General features: G+C 68.4%; 17 protein-coding genes. 4 read left to right on the top strand and 13 right to left on the bottom strand.

Annotation, left to right across the window (positions count from 1 at the left end):
* The first annotated feature begins 93 nt into the window (after positions 1–93).
* The 3 genes from M2428_RS11230 (at position 94) to M2428_RS11240 (ending at position 3362) form a co-directional block, all read left to right on the top strand.
* Positions 94–1362: a ferritin-like domain-containing protein gene (locus M2428_RS11230; protein WP_277526042.1), complete on the top strand. Its 1269-nt coding sequence runs from the start codon at positions 94–96 to the stop codon at positions 1360–1362.
* A gap of 103 nt (positions 1363–1465) precedes the next feature.
* Entirely contained in the window at positions 1466–2194 is a 729-nt protein-coding gene (locus M2428_RS11235) for a VIT family protein (protein WP_277526043.1), read from the top strand.
* Positions 2195–2261: 67 nt separating this feature from the next.
* Positions 2262–3362: an aminoglycoside phosphotransferase family protein gene (locus M2428_RS11240; RefSeq protein WP_277526044.1), complete on the top strand. Its 1101-nt coding sequence runs from the start codon at positions 2262–2264 to the stop codon at positions 3360–3362.
* Here the strand turns inward: M2428_RS11240 and M2428_RS11245 are convergent.
* The 10 genes from M2428_RS11245 to dxr form a co-directional block, all read right to left on the bottom strand.
* Complete coding sequence (locus M2428_RS11245; protein WP_277526045.1) at positions 3359–4771, bottom strand: pyridoxal-dependent decarboxylase; 1413 nt, start codon at positions 4769–4771, stop codon at positions 3359–3361. The genes M2428_RS11240 and M2428_RS11245 overlap by 4 nt on opposite strands.
* A gap of 57 nt (positions 4772–4828) precedes the next feature.
* Complete coding sequence (locus M2428_RS11250; RefSeq protein WP_277526046.1) at positions 4829–5623, bottom strand: TSUP family transporter; 795 nt, start codon at positions 5621–5623, stop codon at positions 4829–4831.
* A gap of 28 nt (positions 5624–5651) precedes the next feature.
* Positions 5652–7463 (bottom strand): proline--tRNA ligase, encoded by a 1812-nt coding sequence (locus M2428_RS11255; RefSeq protein ID WP_277526047.1) that lies wholly within the window; start codon positions 7461–7463, stop codon positions 5652–5654.
* A gap of 459 nt (positions 7464–7922) precedes the next feature.
* Positions 7923–8810 (bottom strand): GNAT family N-acetyltransferase, encoded by an 888-nt coding sequence (locus M2428_RS11260; RefSeq protein ID WP_277526048.1) that lies wholly within the window; start codon positions 8808–8810, stop codon positions 7923–7925.
* Positions 8773–9939: a flavodoxin-dependent (E)-4-hydroxy-3-methylbut-2-enyl-diphosphate synthase gene (ispG, locus tag M2428_RS11265; RefSeq protein WP_277526049.1), complete on the bottom strand. Its 1167-nt coding sequence runs from the start codon at positions 9937–9939 to the stop codon at positions 8773–8775. Before ispG ends, M2428_RS11260 begins: the two co-directional genes overlap by 38 nt.
* A 48-nt stretch (positions 9940–9987) precedes the next feature.
* Positions 9988–10278, bottom strand: a complete 291-nt coding sequence (locus M2428_RS11270; RefSeq protein WP_277526050.1) for a YciI family protein — start codon at positions 10276–10278, stop codon at positions 9988–9990.
* Between the two features lie 59 nt (positions 10279–10337).
* Positions 10338–10847, bottom strand: a complete 510-nt coding sequence (locus M2428_RS11275; protein WP_277526051.1) for a hypothetical protein — start codon at positions 10845–10847, stop codon at positions 10338–10340.
* Entirely contained in the window at positions 10844–11542 is a 699-nt protein-coding gene (locus M2428_RS11280; RefSeq protein WP_277526052.1) for a MarR family transcriptional regulator, read from the bottom strand. The genes M2428_RS11275 and M2428_RS11280 overlap by 4 nt, the downstream gene beginning before the upstream one ends.
* A 123-nt stretch (positions 11543–11665) precedes the next feature.
* Positions 11666–12997, bottom strand: a complete 1332-nt coding sequence (locus M2428_RS11285; protein WP_277526053.1) for a site-2 protease family protein — start codon at positions 12995–12997, stop codon at positions 11666–11668.
* 18 nt (positions 12998–13015) lie between these two features.
* Positions 13016–14200 carry a 1-deoxy-D-xylulose-5-phosphate reductoisomerase gene (dxr, locus tag M2428_RS11290; protein ID WP_277526054.1) on the bottom strand — a complete coding sequence of 395 codons (1185 nt, stop codon included), beginning with the start codon at positions 14198–14200 and terminating at the stop codon, positions 13016–13018.
* Between the two features lie 98 nt (positions 14201–14298).
* Between dxr and M2428_RS11295 the strand changes: the two genes are divergently transcribed.
* Entirely contained in the window at positions 14299–15771 is a 1473-nt protein-coding gene (locus M2428_RS11295) for a lipase maturation factor family protein (protein ID WP_277526055.1), read from the top strand.
* Positions 15772–15893: 122 nt separating this feature from the next.
* Here the strand turns inward: M2428_RS11295 and M2428_RS11300 are convergent, their stop codons facing one another.
* The 3 genes from M2428_RS11300 to M2428_RS11310 are packed head-to-tail and all read right to left on the bottom strand — an operon-like array spanning position 15894 to position 18974.
* Positions 15894–17426, bottom strand: coding sequence for a tripartite tricarboxylate transporter permease (locus M2428_RS11300; protein WP_277526056.1), 1533 nt, complete (start codon positions 17424–17426; stop codon positions 15894–15896).
* Positions 17419–17940, bottom strand: a complete 522-nt coding sequence (locus tag M2428_RS11305) for a tripartite tricarboxylate transporter TctB family protein (RefSeq protein ID WP_277526057.1) — start codon at positions 17938–17940, stop codon at positions 17419–17421. Before M2428_RS11305 ends, M2428_RS11300 begins: the two co-directional genes overlap by 8 nt.
* A 2-nt stretch (positions 17941–17942) precedes the next feature.
* On the bottom strand, positions 17943–18974 hold the full coding sequence (locus M2428_RS11310) for a tripartite tricarboxylate transporter substrate-binding protein (protein WP_277526058.1): 1032 nt from the start codon (positions 18972–18974) through the stop codon (positions 17943–17945).
* Positions 18975–19110: the final 136 nt, after the last annotated feature.

Genomic DNA, 19110 nt, shown 5'->3' on the forward strand with positions numbered 1-19110 from the left:
CCTCCCGCTAGATAATGTTGTGTGTACTAGCCTAGCGATTTTCCGGGCGGCGTGGTGCACGCGTTCCGGGCCGGCATGACAACATGGTCTGTTGTGAACGACGACACCAGGGAAAAGCGATGGCAGGATCACCTCCCCCGGTCGCTCCCCCGCTACGCGCTTCTGGTGTGCCTCGCCCTGGTGGTGGTGAGCCTGGGGGTGGTCCTGATGCCGGCCCGGCCACCGGTTCCTGCGCAGCCGCCCTTTTCCGAACAGGCGCGGGCCGCAGCACTGGCCGAAACCGTGCGGTTGAAGGAGGCCGGCAGCCAGCTTGGCTCCGCGAAACAACACGGTTCAAAAGACGGCTCGGCGCCCAGCGCGGACGGCCCTTCGGCCGGTGCCGGGAACCCCGCCATCGAGCGAACTGTGACCTTGCTGACAACCCAGGCGCAAGCGTTGCTGGCACCGGGAGAAAGCCCCGCAGACGCAACAGGCGCGGCGGCCGCGGGCTCCGGCCAGGCAACGCCCCCGGCAACCTCCACCGCTACACCGGCTCCGTCCGTTACCGGAGCACCCAGTGCCGGCCAGTCCAGCGCCGGCCCCTCAGCCGCACCCCTGCCTTCGACCGCCGCCGGCCTTGTAACTGCTCTCGCGAAGAGCGGCAACCAGCGCCTCGCCGACGCTGCCGTGGCCGACGGCGGCCTGGCGCGGCTGTTGGCTGCCGTCGGCACCGCACAGCTGCTGCAGGCGTCTGCCCTCGCGGCCGGCACCGGGACCGCGGCGCCGGCTGCCGACGTGGCCTCGCCGCAACCGTCCGGCACTTGCCCTTCGCCACCCGCGTCCTCACATTCCGACGACGGGCAGTCCGCGGCAGGGCAGTCCGGTCCAGGGCAGTCCGACGCCGGGCAGTCCGGTCCAGAACAGTCCGACGCCGGGCAGTCGGCGGCCGCATCCAGCCTCGGCGGTGCCCTGGCGGCGGTGGTCCGGACCGAAGCGCAGACCATCTACGGCTATCAGGTGGCGCTGCCCCGGCTGGGCGGCGATGCGGCGAAATCCGCAGCCAAGGAACTGGCCCGCCATGACACGCTCCTCGCCGGCGCAGAATCTCTGAGCCGGCTGCACTGCTCCGCTGTTCCGCCGCGGGAGGCCGGCTACACGCTGGGTCAATCCTTCCTGGCCTCCCCCGTTGCCGGCCTCGGCAGCCTGGAAGCCGCCACGCTGCCCGCGTATGGCGACCTCGTGGCGCTGAGCGAAGGTGACACCCGGCAGTGGGCCATCGCGGCCCTGCTCGGCGCCGGGAAGCGGGCCGTGCTGTGGGGTGCGGATCCCGGCGCCCTGCCGGGCCTGGACCCCTCCACGCTGACGTCGCGGCCGGCAGGCTAAAGGCCGTCGCAGCCGGGAGACCGCGGCCCGGGGCAAGCCTCGGCTAATTTTGGTAAGCCTTGGAATACTGGCAAGGCCCCGGCCCGGGTGATTTGCTGTAGTCATGGACACCACCGGCGCCGCAACCTTTCATGAGAACGAGCCGCACCACAATGACATCGCACACCGCCTCAATTGGCTCCGTGCGGGCGTCCTGGGTGCCAATGACGGCATCGTCTCTGTCGCCGCGATCGTCGTCGGCGTCGCCGGCGCCACTAGTGACACCGGGCCCATTCTGATCGCGGGCGCCGCAGGAGTGGTGGGTGGCGCTATTTCGATGGCGCTCGGTGAATATGTCTCGGTCAGCAGCCAGAAGGACAGCCAGCGCTCCTTGATCGAGAAGGAGCGACTGGAACTGCAGGAACAGCCGGAGGAAGAGCTCGAGGAGCTCGCCGCGATCTACCAGGGCAAGGGCCTTAGCCCCGCGACGGCACGCACGGTGGCCAAGGAGCTCACAGCGCACGATGCCCTCGGGGCGCATCTCTCGGCCGAACTCAACATTGACGAGACCGACATCGTGAGTCCGTGGCACGCGGCGTTCGCTTCCGCCATCGCGTTCCTCACCGGTGCGATCCTGCCCATGCTGGCCATCCTGCTGCCGCCGGAAAGCATCAGAATCCCCCTGACCTTCGTCGCCGTGCTCGTGGCGTTGGCGGCCACCGGCGCCGTGGGCGCGTGGATTGGCGGCGGCTCAAAGCTCAAGGCGGCTATCCGCGTGGTCATTGGCGGCGCCCTGGCGCTGGTGGCCACATTCGCGATCGGCAACGCGCTCGGCGCGAGCGGCATCGTCTAAGGCCGCAGCGCCCAATCTGGCACGTGCCAAGCCTGCCGTATGCACTCCGGCGCCTACGATAGGTCCCGTGAGCACCATCCCAGACGTCCCCATTCCGCCCGATCTTTCCCGCCGCTACTCCCGCACACCGGAGGGCCGCGCCTGGCTGGCGTCACTTCCTGTCCTGATCGGACAATTCCTCGATCAGTGGGAACTTCTGCCGGACCTGGAGCCGGGAGCCCTTCCGTGGAACGGTCACGGCGGCGTCGTCATCCCCGTCCGACGCCGGGACGGGGCTCGATTCGGCGGCAACGGCGGCGGCAACGGCGACCTGGCCGTCCTGAAGGTGGCTTTCCCGCATGAGGAGGCCACCCGCGAACACCACGCCCTCGCCCTGTGGGGAGGCCATGGCGCAGTCAGGCTGCTGGCTGCCGACGCCGGATCCTGCGCCCTGCTCCTGGAGCGCCTGGACGCCTGCCGCTCCCTCCTGGATGTCCCCTTGGAAACGGCCGTGACTGTGTGGGGCGGCGTGGTCCGCCAGCTCAGTGTGGTCCCTGATGACCGGCCACAGTGGCGGGATATCGACCACGTGGCGGCCCGGGCCGAACAGTGGAGCGATGAACTCCCCGCGACGTGGGAGCACCTGGCACGGCCGTTCCCCCGGTGGTTGCTCGAGGCGGCGCTCGAAGTCTGCCAGACCCGCGGCGCCGTCGGCAGGCGGTCAGCTAAGGACGTCCTGGTCCACGCGGACCTGCACTACCTGAACATCCTCGCCCGGCCCGGCCTGCCGGGACCGGGCACCGGGCAGGAAGCGGGGCTGGAAGCGTACGCTGCCATTGATCCGCAGCCCATGATCGGCGAGGCCGAATTTGCCGTGGCCCCGGTGCTGTGGAACAGGCTCCGCGAGCTGCCACAGCACAATCCCGGACGGGCGCTGCTCGCACGCTGCGGGGATTTCAGTGCGGCCGCCGGCCTGGACGCCGAGACCGCCCGGCAGTGGAGCCTGGTCCGCGAGGTGGAGAACGCCCTCGGCTATGCCTCGCAGCGTCACCACGAGGGCGATCTGGCCCGTTCGCTGTGGGTGGCGAGCACGCTGGCGGGCCGGACGCTTCCCGGTCTGCCCGGTCCGCAGCAGCTCCCCTCGCCCGGGGAAGCGGCCGGGGAAGCAGCCGGGCTGGCCGGCGGCTAGCCCCGCACGGCCGCCAGCGCGTCGCGGACGGCGTCGACGGCGACTCTGACGTCGGCGTCGTCCGTGCTCCAGTTGCTCACCGAGATCCGCAGGATCTCGCGGTCCTGCCAGCGTGATCCGGACATCCAGACCCGGCCGTCGCCGATGATCCGTTCCGTCACGGCGCGCGTCACGGCATCGTCCCCGAACGCCAGGGAAACCTGGGTGTAGTCGACGTCGTTGAGCACCTCGACGCCGTCCAGCGCCGCGAGCTGTTCGGCCAACTGCGCGGCCCGCTGCACGAGTGTGCGGACCTGGCTTGCCACGCCGTCGCGGCCCAGGGATTTCAGCGCCGCCCACACCGGGACACCGCGCGCGCGGCGGGAGAGCTCAGGCACGCTCTCGAACGGGTCCCCGGCACCGTCCGCGGCCTGGATCAGGTAGCTGGTGTGCAGCCCCATCGCCGACCGCAGGGCCTGGGCGTCACGCACGATCGCGATCCCGCAGTCGTAGGGCACATTGAGTGTCTTGTGCGCATCCGTCCCCCACGAATCGGCCAGACCGAGTCCCGCGGTCAGGGCCGAGAGCTCGGGCACGGCAGCGGCCCAGAGTCCGAACGCCCCGTCCACGTGCACCCAGGCGCCATGCGCCTTCGCGACGGCTATCGCCTCGGTGAAGGGGTCGAAGGCCCCCGAATGCAGGTTGCCGGCCTGCAGGCACACCAGGGCCGGGACCGGGCGGCCGCCGTCCCCCGCGCTGAGGGCAAGGTCCAGGGCGCAGTCCAGCTCGGCCGGGATGATGCGCCCCTGCTTGTCGGAGGGCACCACGGTGGGGCGCCCGAGGCCCAGGTAGCGCAGGCCGAGGTCGATGGTGTCGTGACGTTCCTGCCCCACGAAGCAGCGGATCCGGGGCGCACCGGCCAGACCGTCGCCGTCGAGGTCCCAGCCGGCATCGGCCATGAGCCGCCAGCGGGCGGCGGCGAGTCCGGTGAAGTTGGCCATGGTGGCGCCGGTGGCAAAACCGACGTCGGACTCTTCGGGTAGACCCAGCAGCTCAAGGATCCATTTGCCGGCGGCTTCCTCGATCGCGGCGGTGGCGGGCGTGGCGAAGCGCAGCCCCGCGTTCTGGTCCCAGGCGCTGAGGAGCCAGTCTGCCGCCAGGGCGGCCGGCAGCGTGCCGCCGATGACCCAGCCGAAGAACCGCCCGGACGGCATGGCCATCAGCCCGGGTTCGGCCTTGGCGGCGAGATAGTCCACCACTGCCGCGGCCGGCATGCCTTCTTTGGGCAGCGGTCCGCCGAAGTCGGCCGCGAGCTCGGCCGCCGTGGCCTTCGGCCCGATGTGGCGTGTTCCCTGGCTCTCGAGCCACCGGCGCGCGTGAGCGGCCGCGGCTTCGAGGGCATCCCGGTAGCGTTCCTCACCTGCTGACATAGCTGCATGCTACGCCCGGGGCCGGCGGACCGGGAGACCCTTACGGGAGCCGCGGGCCTAGGTGAAGTTGTCCTGCCAGACGTCGGAGCCCAGCTTGATGATCAGCGCGGCCACCACCACCAGGAACACGATCCGGATGAACTTGCTGCCCTGCCGGACCGCGGTCCGGGCGCCCAGGTAGCCGCCGGCCATGTTCGCCAGGCCCAGGAGCAGCCCGAGCCCCCACAGCACGGCACCGTGCGGCACGAAGAACAGCAGGGCACCGGCGTTGGTGGCAACGTTCACGATCTTGGCCTTGGCGCTGGCTTCCAGGAAGGCGTAGCCCATGGCCGAGACGAGGGCGATGATCAGGAACGAGCCCGTGCCGGGACCGATCATGCCGTCATAGAAGCCGATCACGCCGCCAATCACGCAGGCCACCACGTAGTGCCGGTGCCCCGCGTGGCGCAGCTTGGTCAGCTCACCGATACCGGGCTGGAAGGCGGTGAAAAGCGCGACGGCGATCAGCGCCACCACGATGATCGGCTTGAACACGCTCGCCGGCAGGTTGGCGGCCAGCGCCGCCCCGCCGAAACTTCCCGCCATCGCGATCGCCGCCATGGGCAGGGCGGTGCGCAGATCGGGCCGGACACGGCCGTAATACGTGACCGCACTCGTGGTGGTGCCGAAGATGGAGCCCATCTTGTTGGTCGCCAGCGCCTGGACCGGGCTGATGCCCGGCACCAGGAGCATCGCCGGGAGCTGGATGAGCCCGCCGCCGCCGACGACGGCGTCGACCCAGCCCGCGGCCAGGCCGGCCACGACGATCAGGATGACAGTTCCGAGCTGGATCGACTCGAGTCCGGAGACCACTACTTAGTACGGCCAGAAGGGTGCAGCATCAGCTGTTGCGCACGGCGTTGACTACGTAGTCAACAGCCTTGTCAACGGCTACATTCTCGGCATTGCCGCTGCGGCGGTCCTTGATCTCCACGACGCCGTCCACGAGTCCGCGCCCGACGGCGAGGATGGTGGGGACGCCGACGAGTTCGGCGTCGCCGAACTTCACGCCGGGGGAAACCTTGGGGCGGTCGTCATAGATGACGTCGAGGCCGGCAGCTTCGAGCTCCAGGGACAGTTTTTCGGCGGCGGCGAAGATTTCCTCGCCGCGGCCCACGGCCACAACGTGGACGTCGGCCGGGGCGACGGCGCGCGGCCAGACCAGGCCCCTGTCGTCGTGGTTGGACTCGGCCAGGGCTGCGACGGCGCGGGTGACGCCGACGCCGTAGGAACCCATGGTCACCACCACCTGCTTGCCGTTCTGGTCCAGGACCTTGAGGTCGAGGGCCGCGGCGTACTTCCGGCCCAGCTGGAAGATGTGGCCCATTTCGATGCCGCGGGCGGTTTCCAGCGGTCCCGTTCCGTCGGGAGCCTCGTCGCCGGCGCGCACGTCGGTGCACTCGATGACGCCGTCCCAGCCGAAGTCGCGTCCGGCGACGAGGCCGAAGACGTGCTTGCCGGCCTCGTTGGCGCCGGTGACCCAGGCGGAGCCGCTGACGACGCGGGGATCCACGAGGTAGAGCAACTTTGCGGCGCCCTCGGTGCCAAGCAGCGGCGCGTCCAGGGACATGCCGGGGCCGAGGTAGCCCTTCACGATCAGGGGCTGCTTCTTGAGGTCGTCGTCGTTGGCGGCTTCGAGCGTGATCTCGCCGGCAATCGGCAGGAAGGACCCGATGTTCGCTTCGACGCGCTTGAGGTCAACGCCGCGGTCGCCGGGGAGCCCGATGACGACGAGCTGACGTTCGCCGGTGGGCAGCGTGACGGCGAGGACGACGTTCTTGAGCGTGTCGGCGGCGGTCCAGGGGCCGCCGTCGGCGTCTGCGCGCGGAACGAGGACGTTGGCGGCGTCGACGAGCGTCTCGATGGTGGGCGTGTCCGGGGTGTCCCGGACCTCGGCGGCCGGGGCGTTGCTGAAGTCGATGTCCGCGGGGACCACAGTGGTGACGGCCTCGACGTTGGCCGCGTAGCCACCGGCCGAGCGCACGAAGGTGTCCTCACCGATCTCGGTGGGGTGCAGGAATTCCTCGCTCTTGGACCCGCCCATGGCACCGGCGGTGGCAGCAACCGGAATCACCTCAAGGCCGAGGCGCTCGAAGATCTTCAGGTACGCGCCGCGGTGGGCCGCGTAGCTGGCGTCCAGCCCGGCGTCGTCGACGTCGAAGGAGTAGGAATCCTTCATGATGAACTCGCGGCCGCGCAGCAGGCCTGCCCGGGGACGTGCCTCGTCGCGGTATTTGTTCTGGATCTGGTAGATGCTCAGCGGCAGGTCCTTGTACGAGGAGTACAGGTCCTTGACCAGCAGGGTGAACATTTCCTCGTGCGTGGGGGCCAGGAGGTAGTCGTTGCCCTTGCGGTCCTTGAGCCGAAAGATGCCCTCGCCGTATTCGGTCCAGCGGTTCGTGGCCTCGTAGGGTTCCTTGGGCAGCAGCGCCGGGAAGTGGACTTCCTGGGCTCCGATGGCGGTCATTTCTTCGCGGATGACCTGCTCCACCTTGCGCAGCACACTCAGACCCAGCGGAAGCCACGTGTAGATGCCCGGCGCGGCCCGCCGGATGTAGCCGGCCCGAACCAGGAGCCGGTGGCTGGCTACCTCGGCGTCGGCGGGATCTTCGCGCAGGGTGCGCAGGAACAGCTTGGAGAGTCGAAGGACCACAGGTGGGATATCCGTTTCTGGGGAAAGTGCGGGCAAAACCGGGAAAAGCATCTAGGTACTAATCTACCGTCCGGAGCGCACCCCTTTGCCGCAGCGCCCTGCTTCGGCCCTGCGGCGGCCCTCCTGCTTCGGCCCTGCGCCGGCAGAGGGCAGCACATGGAAGAGCCACGCCATAACTGATGGAAGCCCCTGGCCGTCTCCGGCTGGTCATCCCGTCATGGCGTGGCTCCCGTGGCCCCAGAGCCCCAGATCTCAGGCTGCGAGCTACTTGGTGTCGCCTCCAGGCGTTGCTTTCCCCGGAAAATGCGCTGGGGAATATGCGCGCCTGTGCGACACGGCTAGGTAGAACCTATGTGACATGGGGCCGGGAATCAATAGTCTGCAATCGGATAATTAGGACATGACGGTACAAGTCCGTTGCGGGGCCCCCGGCGGATGACGTCCCGGCCGGCGCTGCCGCTAGAAAAGCACCGTGGCGAACGTGCCCACCTGGCGGAAGCCCACCCGGTCGTAGGTGGCGCGGGCCTTTGCGTTGAAGTCGTTGACGTAGAGGCTGGTGACCGGCGCGAGGGTCTGTGCGAGGACGACGACGGCGGCCATGTAGCCCGCGCTGAGTCCCAGTCCGCGGAACTCGGGATTCATCCAGACGCCCTGGACCTGGGTCACTTCCTGTGTGACGGCGCCGAGTTCGGCCTTGAAGACCACTTGGCCCTCCGCGTTCACATGCACGAGGGAATGGCCCTGGCGGACGAGGCTCCTGACGCGGCGGCTGTAATACTCCCTGCCGCCCAGGTAGGGGGAATAGCCCACTTCTTCCTCGAACATGGCGGCACACGCGGGCAGGATCTTGTCGAAGTCAGCCAGCTGGCCAAAGCCGAGTGCGGGCTCGGGCCGGACAGCAGGCGGGCCCGAGATCGTCAGCAGGGGCTGGTGGTCGCGGACTTCATGGGCCACCTGGCCGAGCTGCTCCAGGGCCGCGTGGATGGCCAGGACAGTCTCGGCGGGGCCAAAGATCGAGGCGTAGCGGCGCCCGGAGCGGTGCGCGGCCATGGCAACGAGGCCGGCGAGCTCGGGAGCCAGCTCGATCGGCACCAGGTTGGCGCCGGCCCAGCAGGCGCCGAGGAGGGTGCCGCCGTCGAACACGCCGAGAATGCTGGCGCCCCCGGCCGTGGGGGACGCCGTGCCGGCGACCTCCAGGTGCGAGAGGATGAAGACATTGGCGACGGCGTCCCGGTGCGCCAGCGCCAGCAGTTGTCCGGTGTCGCCGCCATCAAGGACTCGGACAACGACGCCGGCAGCGGCGTCGTCCCTACGAGACGTTAACCACGGGGCTACCCTTGACAGCATTTTCGCCATCGGCGTCCCCCATCTCTTCCGCGATACGCATTGCTTCTTCGATCAGTGTCTCAACAATCTGGTCCTCCGGGACAGTCTTGATGACCTCGCCCCTGACAAAGATCTGGCCCTTGCCGTTGCCCGAGGCAACGCCGAGATCGGCCTCGCGGGCCTCGCCCGGGCCATTCACTACGCAACCCATGACCGCCACGCGCAGCGGGACCTCCATGCCTTCCAGGCCGGCAGTGACTTGCTCGGCGAGCGTGTAGACGTCCACCTGGGCGCGGCCACAGGACGGGCAGGAGACGATTTCCAGCTTGCGGGGGCGCAGGTTGAGCGACTGCAGGATCTGGTTGCCCACCTTGATTTCCTCGACCGGCGGGGCCGAGAGGGAGACGCGGATGGTGTCGCCGATCCCGCGGGAGAGCAGGGCGCCAAACGCCGTCGCGGACTTGATGGTGCCCTGGAATGCCGGTCCGGCCTCGGTGACGCCGAGGTGCAAGGGCCAGTCGCCCTTTTCGGCCAGCATCTCGTAGGCGGCAACCATGATGACCGGGTCATTGTGCTTGACGGAGATCTTGAAGTCATGGAAACCATGCTCTTCGAAGAGGGAGGCTTCCCAGACGGCGGATTCCACGAGGGCCTCGGGGGTGGCCTTGCCGTATTTCTTCATGATGCCGGGCTCCAGGGAGCCGGCGTTGACGCCGATCCGGATCGACGTGCCGTGGTCCTTTGCGGCCCTGGCGATTTCCTTGACCTGGTCATCGAACTTGCGGATGTTGCCCGGGTTCACGCGCACGGCGGCGCAGCCGGCCTCAATCGCGGCGAAAACATACTTCGGCTGGAAGTGGATGTCCGCGATCACCGGGATCTGGGACTTCTTGGCGATGATCGGCAGCGCCTCGGCGTCATCGGCGGACGGGCAGGCGACACGGACGATGTCGCAGCCGGAAGCCGTGAGCTCCGCGATCTGCTGCAAGGTGGCATTGATGTCGGTAGTCGGCGTCGTGGTCATGGACTGGACGCTGATGGGCGAGTCCGAGCCGACCCCAACGGATCCCACTTTGATCTGGCGCGTCTTGCGGCGGGGGGCAAGTACGGGGGGCGGTGCTGACGGCATTCCCAGGCTGACCGAGGTCACATGGACTCCCTTTTAGTATCGATGAAGCGAAGGTGCGGGCGGGACAGGCTAGGCGTGCTCGGACAGAAGACCGGTCAGCGGCGCCCACACAGTGGTGCGCGTGCCCGAGATGGCACCTGCGGCTGCGAAGGGGTCCTGCCGCAGGAGGTCATTCAAGGCCGCCTCGTCGGCCGCCTTGAAGATGAGCAGCGCGCCCGCACCGTCGCCGTAGGGACCGCTGGCCAGCAGGGCGCCCTCGCGGGCAAGTCCCGCCGTCCATTCGCGGTGCGCCGGACGGCTGGCATCGCGGACCTCGGAAGATTCGGCGTCGTACACGTACTCCACAGCAAAAACAGTCATACGGATACACTATCGCCCCGTTTGCCCGGTTCCCATCCGGGGGGCGCCGGGGCACGCGGTCAGCCGAGGAAGAGGACCTTGGCCACGGCGGCGACGCCGGCGGCCCAGAGCATGGAGGTGAGGGTTCCGATGATGAACCGCTCGGCGGCAACGGGGGTGGCCTTCAACTCGGCAAACCGGCCGAGGCCCTTGATGGCCACGACATAGGCGATGGAGACGGGCTCGCCGGCGAGGATTGCCAGGCACACGGCGAACCGTTCCAGGATGCCAATAATGGCGCCGCCGCGCAGGATGCGCACGCTGCTGACGGTTTCGGCAGCCGGGGCCGCGCCCGGTGCGGCGTGTGGTGCGGCCGGCGCAGCCTCCGGTGCGGCCTGGATTTCGGGGTCCGTGGTGGAGTCGGCCGAGGGGTCTTCTGCCGCGTCTTCGCCGGGAGTGCCCGGGGCATCGCCTCTGCCGTCAAGGGTCCGGTCATCTATGGTCCGAGCGAGGCGGAACACCCAGGCGGTGACCGGCCAGCCGGCGAATCCTGCGGTGAGCAGGGCCAGCGTGATCCAGAGCGCGTTCACTGCTCTCCTTCTGTGCTGTCGTGGGCCAGGGTCAGCAGCAATTCTGCCGCTGGCCGCGCCGCCCATTCTTCCTGCCAGCCCGAGCGGAGGACCGCGCGGCTCACCGACTGCTCCGTGATTCCGAGTCTCTGCGCTGCAATTTTTTGGGTGCCATGGGTGCCATGGGTGCCGAGCCGCACCGAGCGCAGCACGTCCAGCACCTTCCATTGCGCCGCAGTCCGGTCCTGGACCAGGCGGCCAATGAGCCGAAGCACCGCCTCCGCGTTGGCGCACGCCTTGGCCTCCCGGGACCCGATTGCGCCGTCCGCGGCGGCCGCTGCGCTTACTGGTGCACTTGCCCGTCGCCGGCCGCGGCCGGCGACCACTGCGAGCGGCACATGGGCGGCCGCCCCTTTGGCCCGGTCAACGGCGGTCCTGGCTGCCACGAAGGCAGGACCTGAGCCTTCCCGCGGGCTGGCGGGCAGCGGCAGGTCCACCTCCCCCACCCCGATTCCGACGTACCAGCGGCCGCTGCGCAGGGCATGCAGGGTGATCTCCACTACCTCGTCGGCCCGCTCCACCACACCCTGGACCTCGTCGCCCACCGAACGTTCAAAGCGCCCGGCGGTGGAGATGGCACCGAGTTCCTTGAGGAGCCCGGGGACGCGGTCGATGTCGCCCGTGCTGCCGCGCTGGTCGATTGTCATGACGTACATGGCCTCAGCCTAGGGAGGTGATCGACAATAATCAATCATTTGCAACTGATTATTTAAAATCAGCCGAAATAAGCTTATAAGCGAAAGTCAGCGGAATTTGGCCGGGACGGCCGGCGGATCCCCTTATCCGAAGAGGTTGACCGGCTTCACGATGTCCGCGTAGATCAGCAATGCTCCCATGCCCATCAGCAGCACCGCCACTACATAGGTCACCGGGAGCAACTTGGCGATATCGAAAGCTCCGGGATCCGGGCGGCCGAACAGCTTGGCGATCTGACGGCGGGCCCCCTCGTACAACGCCCCCGCCACGTGGCCGCCGTCGAGCGGCAGCAGCGGAATGAGGTTGAAGACGGCCAGGGCAAAGTTGAGTCCGGCCAGCAGACCTATCAAAGCGGCGAAGCGGGACTGCAGCGGGACCTCCTCCATGGCGGCGACCTCGCCGGCCACGCGGCCCACGCCCACCACGCTGATGGGTCCGTTGGGGTCCCTGGGTTCCTCGCTGAAGGCTGCCTTGGCCACGCCGGCCACACGGGCCGGCAGGTTCACCACAACCCCGGCAACCTGCTTGATGTTCTCCCCCGCCATCGGCAGCACGGACGACGCCGGCTGCTGCACGAGTTGGGTCTGCGCGCCGATGCCCAGGAAGCCGACGTCCTGGTACTGGAGGCTTCCGTCGGCGGCCTTGGCCTGGCGGCCGTCGGGACCGATCACGGGGCGGGCGGAGAGCACTGGCGTGACGGTGGTGGAGACCGTTGCGCCGCCGCGCTCCATAGTAATGCTGACCTGCCGGTCCGCCGAGGCGCGGATCCAGCCGGTGAGCTCGTCCCAACCGGTGACGGCCTTGCCGTCGAAGGAGGTGATGGTGTCATTCGGCAACAAGCCTGCGGCGGCGGCGGGGGTGAGCTTGCAGTCGGCGGAGTCCGGGTCCACGGTCTCGCCGGCCTTGACCTGGCATTTGGAGACGTCCGCAATGGTGGTGGTCTGGGTGGCGGTGCCGAATCCCATCAACAGCACCGCGGTCAACACGACGCCGATCAGCAGGTTCATCGCGGGCCCGCCGAGCATGATGATGATTTTTTTCCAGACCGGCAGCCGGTAGAAGACCCGGTTTCCGTCGCCGGGGCCGATTTCCTCGTGGGCCAGGGAGCGGGCATCGGATGCCAGCGACTGGAACATGCCGGTGCTGGAGGTGCGGACGGTGCCGTCTTCCTTGTTCGGCGGGTACATCCCGATCATGGACACGTAGCCGCCCAACGGGATGGCCTTGAGCCCGTACTCGGTTTCGCCCCGCTTCTTCGACCAGACGGTGGGTCCGAAACCGATCATGTACTTGGTCACGCGGACTTTGAACAGCTTGGCCGGGACCAGGTGACCGACTTCGTGCAGGGCAATGGACACGGCGATGCCGATCGCCACGAAGACGACACCGAGGATAAAGAGGAGGACGGGGCTCATGCTGTGATCTGCTGCTTCCTAGACGCTTCTGACGGCTAAACGTTCGTGGGTGCGGGCGCGTGCCCATCTTTCAGCATCCAGTACGGACTCCACCGTCAGCCCGGAGGACCCTGTGTGTTCGCTGAGGACGGCGTCGATCGTGTCGACGATGTCGGTGAACCGGATCTGCCCGGCGTGGAAAGCCATCACCGCTTCCTCGTTCGCGGCATTGAACACCGCCGGGAAGGTGCTGCCCTGCCTGGCGGCAGCCTTCGCGAGGGCGACGGCGGGGAAGGCCCCGGCGTCCAGGGGTTCGAACGTCCAGCTGGTGGCCTTGCTCCAGTCGCAGGCGCTCGCGGAACCCGGGACGCGGTCCGGCCAGCCGAGACCGAGGGCAATGGGCAGGCGCATGTCCGGCGGCGAGGCCTGGGCGATCGTGGAGCCGTCGACGAACTGGACCATCGAGTGCACCACGGACTGCGGGTGGACTACGACGTCGATTCGGTCCAGCGGGATGTCGAAGAGCAGGTGCGCCTCGATCACCTCCAGGCCCTTGTTGACCAGGCTGGCGGAGTTGGTGGTGACCATCAGGCCCATGTCCCATGTGGGGTGGGCCAGGGCGTCCTGCGGCGAGACGTCATGCAGCTCGTCCCGGGTCTTGCCGCGGAACGGGCCGCCGGAGGCCGTCAGGATCAGCCGGTCCACTTCCGCGGCGGTGCCGGAGCGCAGGCATTGGGCAATGGCCGAATGCTCCGAATCCACGGGCACGATCTGCCCGTCGCGGGCCGCTGCCTTGACCAGGGCGCCGCCGACGATCAGGGACTCCTTGTTGGCCAGGGCCAGCGTGGCACCGGACCGGAGCGCGGCCAGGGTGGGGGCAAGTCCGATGGAGCCGGTGATGCCGTTGAGGACGACGTCGGCGCTGATTTCCGCGATCCGGGTGGAGGCATCCGGGCCGGTGATGATCTCGGGATGGTAGCCCGTCACGGAAGCCGCGCGGGCGGCGTCGTCGATCATGTCCCGGAGGGCGGAGGCCTCCCCTGAGGCGACCCCGACGGCCCAGGCCCGGGTGTGCACGGCCTGCCGGGCCAGGAGTTCGAGGTTGCCGCCGCCGGCGCTGAGCGCCACGACCTCGAAAAGGTGCGGGGCGCCGTCGACGACGTCAATCGCTTGTGTGCCGATGGAACCGGTGGACCCGAGGAGGACGATTTTGCGCGGCTGCATGCTTCAAGTATCCCGCACCGATGTCCGGCCCGTTTCCTTCCGCCGGTGGGTCGCCGCCACTCGTTGACGCAGCAGGGCGGAGGCGTAACGTGGAAAACGTGGAGTGGACCGCGTGGTTCGACGCGCCGGAGTACGAGTTCGCCCGGCAGGTGCTGCAGCGCACCACCGCCACCCTCTACTTCGTGGCGTTCCTCTCCTCGCTCAACCAGTTCCCGGCCCTCCTCGGCGAGCGCGGCCTGCTGCCGGTGCCGGAGTATCTCGAAGGCTTCAACCGCCTGGGCCGGCCCAGCCTGTTCCGCTGGCGCTACTCGGACCGGATGCTGCGGACGGTCTGCTGGAGCGGCATGGCCATCGCCGCCACACTCATCGCCGGGCTGCCCCAGCTCGGGCCGCCCTGGGTTCCGCTCATCGCGTTCCTGGCCCTGTGGCTGTTGTACATGTCGATCGTGAACGTGGGGCAGACGTTTTATGGCTTCGGCTGGGAGATGCTCCTGCTGGAGGCCGGGTTCACGGTGGCGTTCCTTGGCTCGGACCAGACTCCCCCGCCCAGGCCCATCCTGATCCTGCTGGTCTGGCTGGTGTTCCGGCTGGAGTTCGGCGCCGGCCTGATCAAGATCCGGGGCGGACAGGAGTGGCGGGACCTGACGGCCTTGTACTACCACCATGAGACCCAGCCCATGCCGGGGCCGCTGAGCCGGCAGGCCCATCTGCTCCCCAAGGCCTGGCACCGGCTGGAGGTCCTGGGCAACCACTTCGCCCAACTGGTGGTGCCGTTCTTCCTCTTTGCCCCGCAGCCCCTGGCCAGCGCCGCCGCCGGGATCATCATCTTCACCCAGCTGTGGCTGGTGGCGAGTGGAAATTTCGCCTGGCTTAACTGGATGGCGATCATCCTGGCCTTCGCGGCGGTCACCGAGCCCGTGGCGCACGCCGTGCTTCCGGCAATCCCGCTCGACTGGCACGCCGCGTCCGCGTCCGCAGGGGCCGGGGCCGGCAGCCAGGCGCCGGTCCCGTGGCTGGTGGTGGTCCTGGTCGCCACCGTGCTGCTCGCGGTGCTCAGCTACCGGCCCATCGAGAATCTCTTTTCCCACCATCAGCTGATGAACGCTTCTTTCAACCGCTGGCAGCTGGTGAACACCTACGGTGCGTTCGGCACGGTCACGAAGCGGCGGATCGAGATCGTGGTGGAGGGGACCCTGGACGCGGAACCCGGGGAGGACGCGGACTGGCGGGAGTATGGGTTCAAGGGCAAGCCGGGAGACGTCCGGCGCATCCCGCGCCAGTTCGCCCCGTACCACCTGCGGCTTGACTGGCTGATGTGGTTCCTGCCGCTGCGTACCGTGCACGAGGAGTGGTTCTACGCGTTCCTGGCCAAGCTGCTGGCCGCGGACCGGCCCACGCTGCGGCTGCTGCGCCATGACCCGTTCGACGGCGAACGGCCCCACTGGGTGCGTGCCAGCAGCTACCTCTACCGCTTCTCCACCCGGGCCGAGTTCCGTGCGACGGGCCAGCGCTGGATCCGGACGCCGCTGTATGTCGCCATCCCGCCTTCGCGCCTGCCGCCGGGGGCTTGACGCCGCGTCCCGGGCGGGCCGGCCCCAGCGCCAGCCGGTGCGTTCTCGCGCGGCCGTAGGACGCAGATGGCCGGAATGGGGTCACCATTCCGGCCGTCTGCGGCAATCGGGCAAGCCCGCGCCTAGACGGACACCTTGTCCCGGGCCGGCGCGGCCTCCACCGCTGCCTGACGGCGGCGCAGCCACCACGAGGCAACGAAGATCAGCGCCATGGAGACGTACACCACCAACGCGAACGGCGAGGAGAACAGTGCCGTGGGGTCGTTCTGCGAGAGCTGCAGCGAGCGCCGCAACTGCACCTCGAACATCGGTCCCAGGATCATCGCCACCACCATGGGCGCCACCGGGTACCCGTAGCGGCGCATGAAATAGCCCAGGATGCCCACCACCAGCAGGATGCCGACGTCGCTCGGCGAGAAATTCACCGAGAAGGCGCCCAGGGCGGCGAAGACCAGGATGCCCGCGTAAAGGTAGGGACGCGGGATCTGCAGGATCTTCACCCACAGGCCCACCAGCGGCAGGTTCAGCACCAGCAGCATGAGGTTGCCGACATACAGCGACGCGATCAGGGTCCAGACAAGCGCCCCCTGGTTTTCGAACAGGAGCGGGCCGGGCTGGATCTGGTAGCGCTGGAACGCCGTGAGCATCATGGCCGCAGTCGCCGTCGTCGGGATGCCGAGGGTCAGCAACGGCACCAGGACACCGGCGGCCGCGGCGTTGTTGGCCGCTTCCGGTCCCGCGACGCCTTCGATCGCGCCCTTGCCGAACTGGGCCTTGTTGGCGCCCTTGGCCAGCTTCCGCTCGGCCGCGTAGGACAGGAACGTGGAGACGTCCGCGCCGCCTGCCGGGACGGTGCCGATCGGGAACCCGATGAAGGTTCCGCGCAGCCACGGCTTCCAGGACCGCTTCCAGTCCTCCTTGGACAGCCAGGCGTTCTTGCCCTTGCTGACCGGGATGAGCTCCACGGGGCCGTGCCGCAGCTTGGAAGCGACGTAAAGCGCCTCGCCGAGCGCAAAGAGGCCCACGGCGACGAGGACCATGTCGATGCCGTCCACCAAGGTGGGGTTGTCGAACGTGAAGCGCTGCTGGGCCGTGCTGTCATCGATGCCGATCAGGCCGATGAACAGCCCGAGGGCGAGGGAGGCCAGACCGCGCAGGACGGAGGCGCCCAACAGCGCCCCGACGGTCAGGAACGCCACCACCATGAGGGCCACGTAGTCCACGGGGCCGAGGCCGACGGCGAAATCGGCCACGACGGGCGCCAAAAAGGTCAGCAAGACCGTGGCGATGGTCCCGGCGATGAAGGATCCGATCGCCGCCGTCGCCAGGGCCGCCGCTCCCCTGCCGGCCTTGGCCATCTTGTTTCCTTCGAGCGCCGTGACGATCGAGGAGGACTCGCCCGGCGTGTTCAGCAGGATGGAGGTGGTGGAACCGCCGTACATGCCGCCGTAGTAGATCCCGGCGAACACGATCAGCGCCGCCGCAGGGTCCAGGGCGTAGGTGATGGGCATGAGCAGGGCCACGGTCATGGCCGGGCCAATGCCGGGGAGCACGCCGACGGCGGTGCCGACGAAGACCCCGCCCAGGGCGTAGAGCAGGTAGACCGGTTGCAGCGCGGTGCTGAATCCTTCGAGCAGGAGCATGAAGCTATCCATGGAAGAAGGGCACCCCCTCGAACAGCGGCCCCGGCGGCAGGGAGACGCCCAGCAGCCCGCCGAAGACGTACTGCAGGACCAGCGCCAGGATCACGGACACGGTGATCGCTTTCCACAGGGGTTTGGCGTCCAGGGACCAGGCGGCACCACTGAAGAGCACGGCCGCGGCCACCGGCCAGCCGGCCGGCTCGATCAGGAAGATGTGCAGCACCACGAAGCCCACCAGTTTGGCGAGGGCCACCCAGTCGGTCTTGGCGGTCACGTCCAGGTCTTCGCTGTCCTCGGCCTGACCGACCTTGCCGCGGAGGACCTGCAGGACTACCCCGGCGCCGCACAGCACCAGCATCCCGCACACGATGTAGGGGAAGGCGCGGGGGCCGATGCCGGTCTCCGACGGCGGGATCGGAATGGATCCCGCCGTCGCCAGGCCCGCGACGCCCACGCTGACGAACACGAGGGCGAACAGGATCTCCCCCGTCGGCCGTTTGGCGGGCGTTGTTGCGAGAGAAGACATTCTTACTTGACCAGGCCGATCTGGGTCAGCGTGGTCTTGACCTTGGCGATGTCCTCGGTCAGGAAGGACTTGAAGCCGTCGCCGGCCAGGAAGGCGTCGTCCCAGTTGTTCTTGGACAGCGTGGACTTCCAGGCCTCGGACGCGTGCAGCTTGGTGACGACCTCGGTCAGCTTCGCGCGCTGGGCGTCGTCGATGGAGCCGGGGGCCACCACGCCCCGCCAGTTGGTCAGCACGACGTCGATCCCCTGGTCCTTGAGCGGCTTGACGCCGGGAAGCGCCGGGGCCTCGGCCTTTCCGGAGACGGCGAGCGCCCGGACCTTGCCGGCCTTGACCTGTTCGGCGTACTCGCCCACGCCGGAGATGCCGGCCTGGACCTTGTTGCCGAGCAGCGCCGCGATGGATTCGCCGCCGCCGGAGTAGCCGATGTAGTTCAGCTTGTCCGCCTCCACCCCCTGGGATTTCAGGATCTGCCCGGCCAGGATGTGGTCCGCGCCGCCGGCCGAGCCACCGGTGATGGCCACGCCCTTGCCGTTGGCCTTGATGTCCGCCACGAGGTCGGCGACGGACTGGTACTTCGACTCCGCCGGCACCACGAGGACCAGCGGCTCTTCGGTGAGCCGCGCGATCGGGGTGGTGTCTTCGAGCCGGGTCTTGGCGCCGTTGGTCTCGACTGCGCCCACCATGACGTAGCCCATCACCATGAGGGTGTTGACGTCCTTCTCGGTGGCCAGCTTGGCAAGGCCGTTTGTCCCGCCGCCGCCGCCGATGTTGGTGACCTGGGCGGAGGAGACGAGCTTGTTGGACTGCAGGTCCTGTTGCATGGCGCGCCCGGTCTGGTCCCAGCCGCCGCCCGGGTTGGCCGGGACGATGATGCTGAGCTTCTTGATCGAGTCGGCGCCCGCGGACGAGCCGGCAGCCGTGCCGGTTCCGCTTCCTGCGCAGGCGGACATGGCCAGGACGACTCCGGCGGCTCCGGCGATGAGGGCGGCTCGGCGGGTATGAGAGGGCCGCGTGAATGGGGACTGGGCAGACATGGTTTCTCCTTGAGCGAATGTGATGCACATCATTGGAATCACGTCACTGACCCTAGGAGCGCCCGGCGCAGGGCAACAGAATTTGGCCTTAGAGGTAGTAGTGGTCATATTGGTCACGGCCACCGCCGTCTTATTG

It is taken from the genome of Arthrobacter sp. ES3-54 (assembly GCF_029504395.1).
Lineage (GTDB): Bacteria > Actinomycetota > Actinomycetes > Actinomycetales > Micrococcaceae > Arthrobacter.

What these genes read in the sequence shown, in the direction of transcription:
- M2428_RS11235 (WP_277526043.1), top strand. Translation starts at nt 1,466, where the DNA reads ATGGACACCACCGGCGCCGCAACCTTTCATGAGAACGAGCCGCACCAC.
- M2428_RS11245 (WP_277526045.1), bottom strand. Translation starts at nt 4,771, where the DNA reads ATGTCAGCAGGTGAGGAACGCTACCGGGATGCCCTCGAAGCCGCGGCC.
- M2428_RS11260 (WP_277526048.1), bottom strand. Translation starts at nt 8,810, where the DNA reads ATGCTGTCAAGGGTAGCCCCGTGGTTAACGTCTCGTAGGGACGACGCC.
- M2428_RS11270 (WP_277526050.1), bottom strand. Translation starts at nt 10,278, where the DNA reads ATGACTGTTTTTGCTGTGGAGTACGTGTACGACGCCGAATCTTCCGAG.
- M2428_RS11280 (WP_277526052.1), bottom strand. Translation starts at nt 11,542, where the DNA reads ATGTACGTCATGACAATCGACCAGCGCGGCAGCACGGGCGACATCGAC.
- M2428_RS11285 (WP_277526053.1), bottom strand. Translation starts at nt 12,997, where the DNA reads ATGAGCCCCGTCCTCCTCTTTATCCTCGGTGTCGTCTTCGTGGCGATC.
- dxr (WP_277526054.1), bottom strand. Translation starts at nt 14,200, where the DNA reads ATGCAGCCGCGCAAAATCGTCCTCCTCGGGTCCACCGGTTCCATCGGC.
- M2428_RS11300 (WP_277526056.1), bottom strand. Translation starts at nt 17,426, where the DNA reads ATGGATAGCTTCATGCTCCTGCTCGAAGGATTCAGCACCGCGCTGCAA.
- M2428_RS11305 (WP_277526057.1), bottom strand. Translation starts at nt 17,940, where the DNA reads ATGTCTTCTCTCGCAACAACGCCCGCCAAACGGCCGACGGGGGAGATC.
- M2428_RS11310 (WP_277526058.1), bottom strand. Translation starts at nt 18,974, where the DNA reads ATGTCTGCCCAGTCCCCATTCACGCGGCCCTCTCATACCCGCCGAGCC.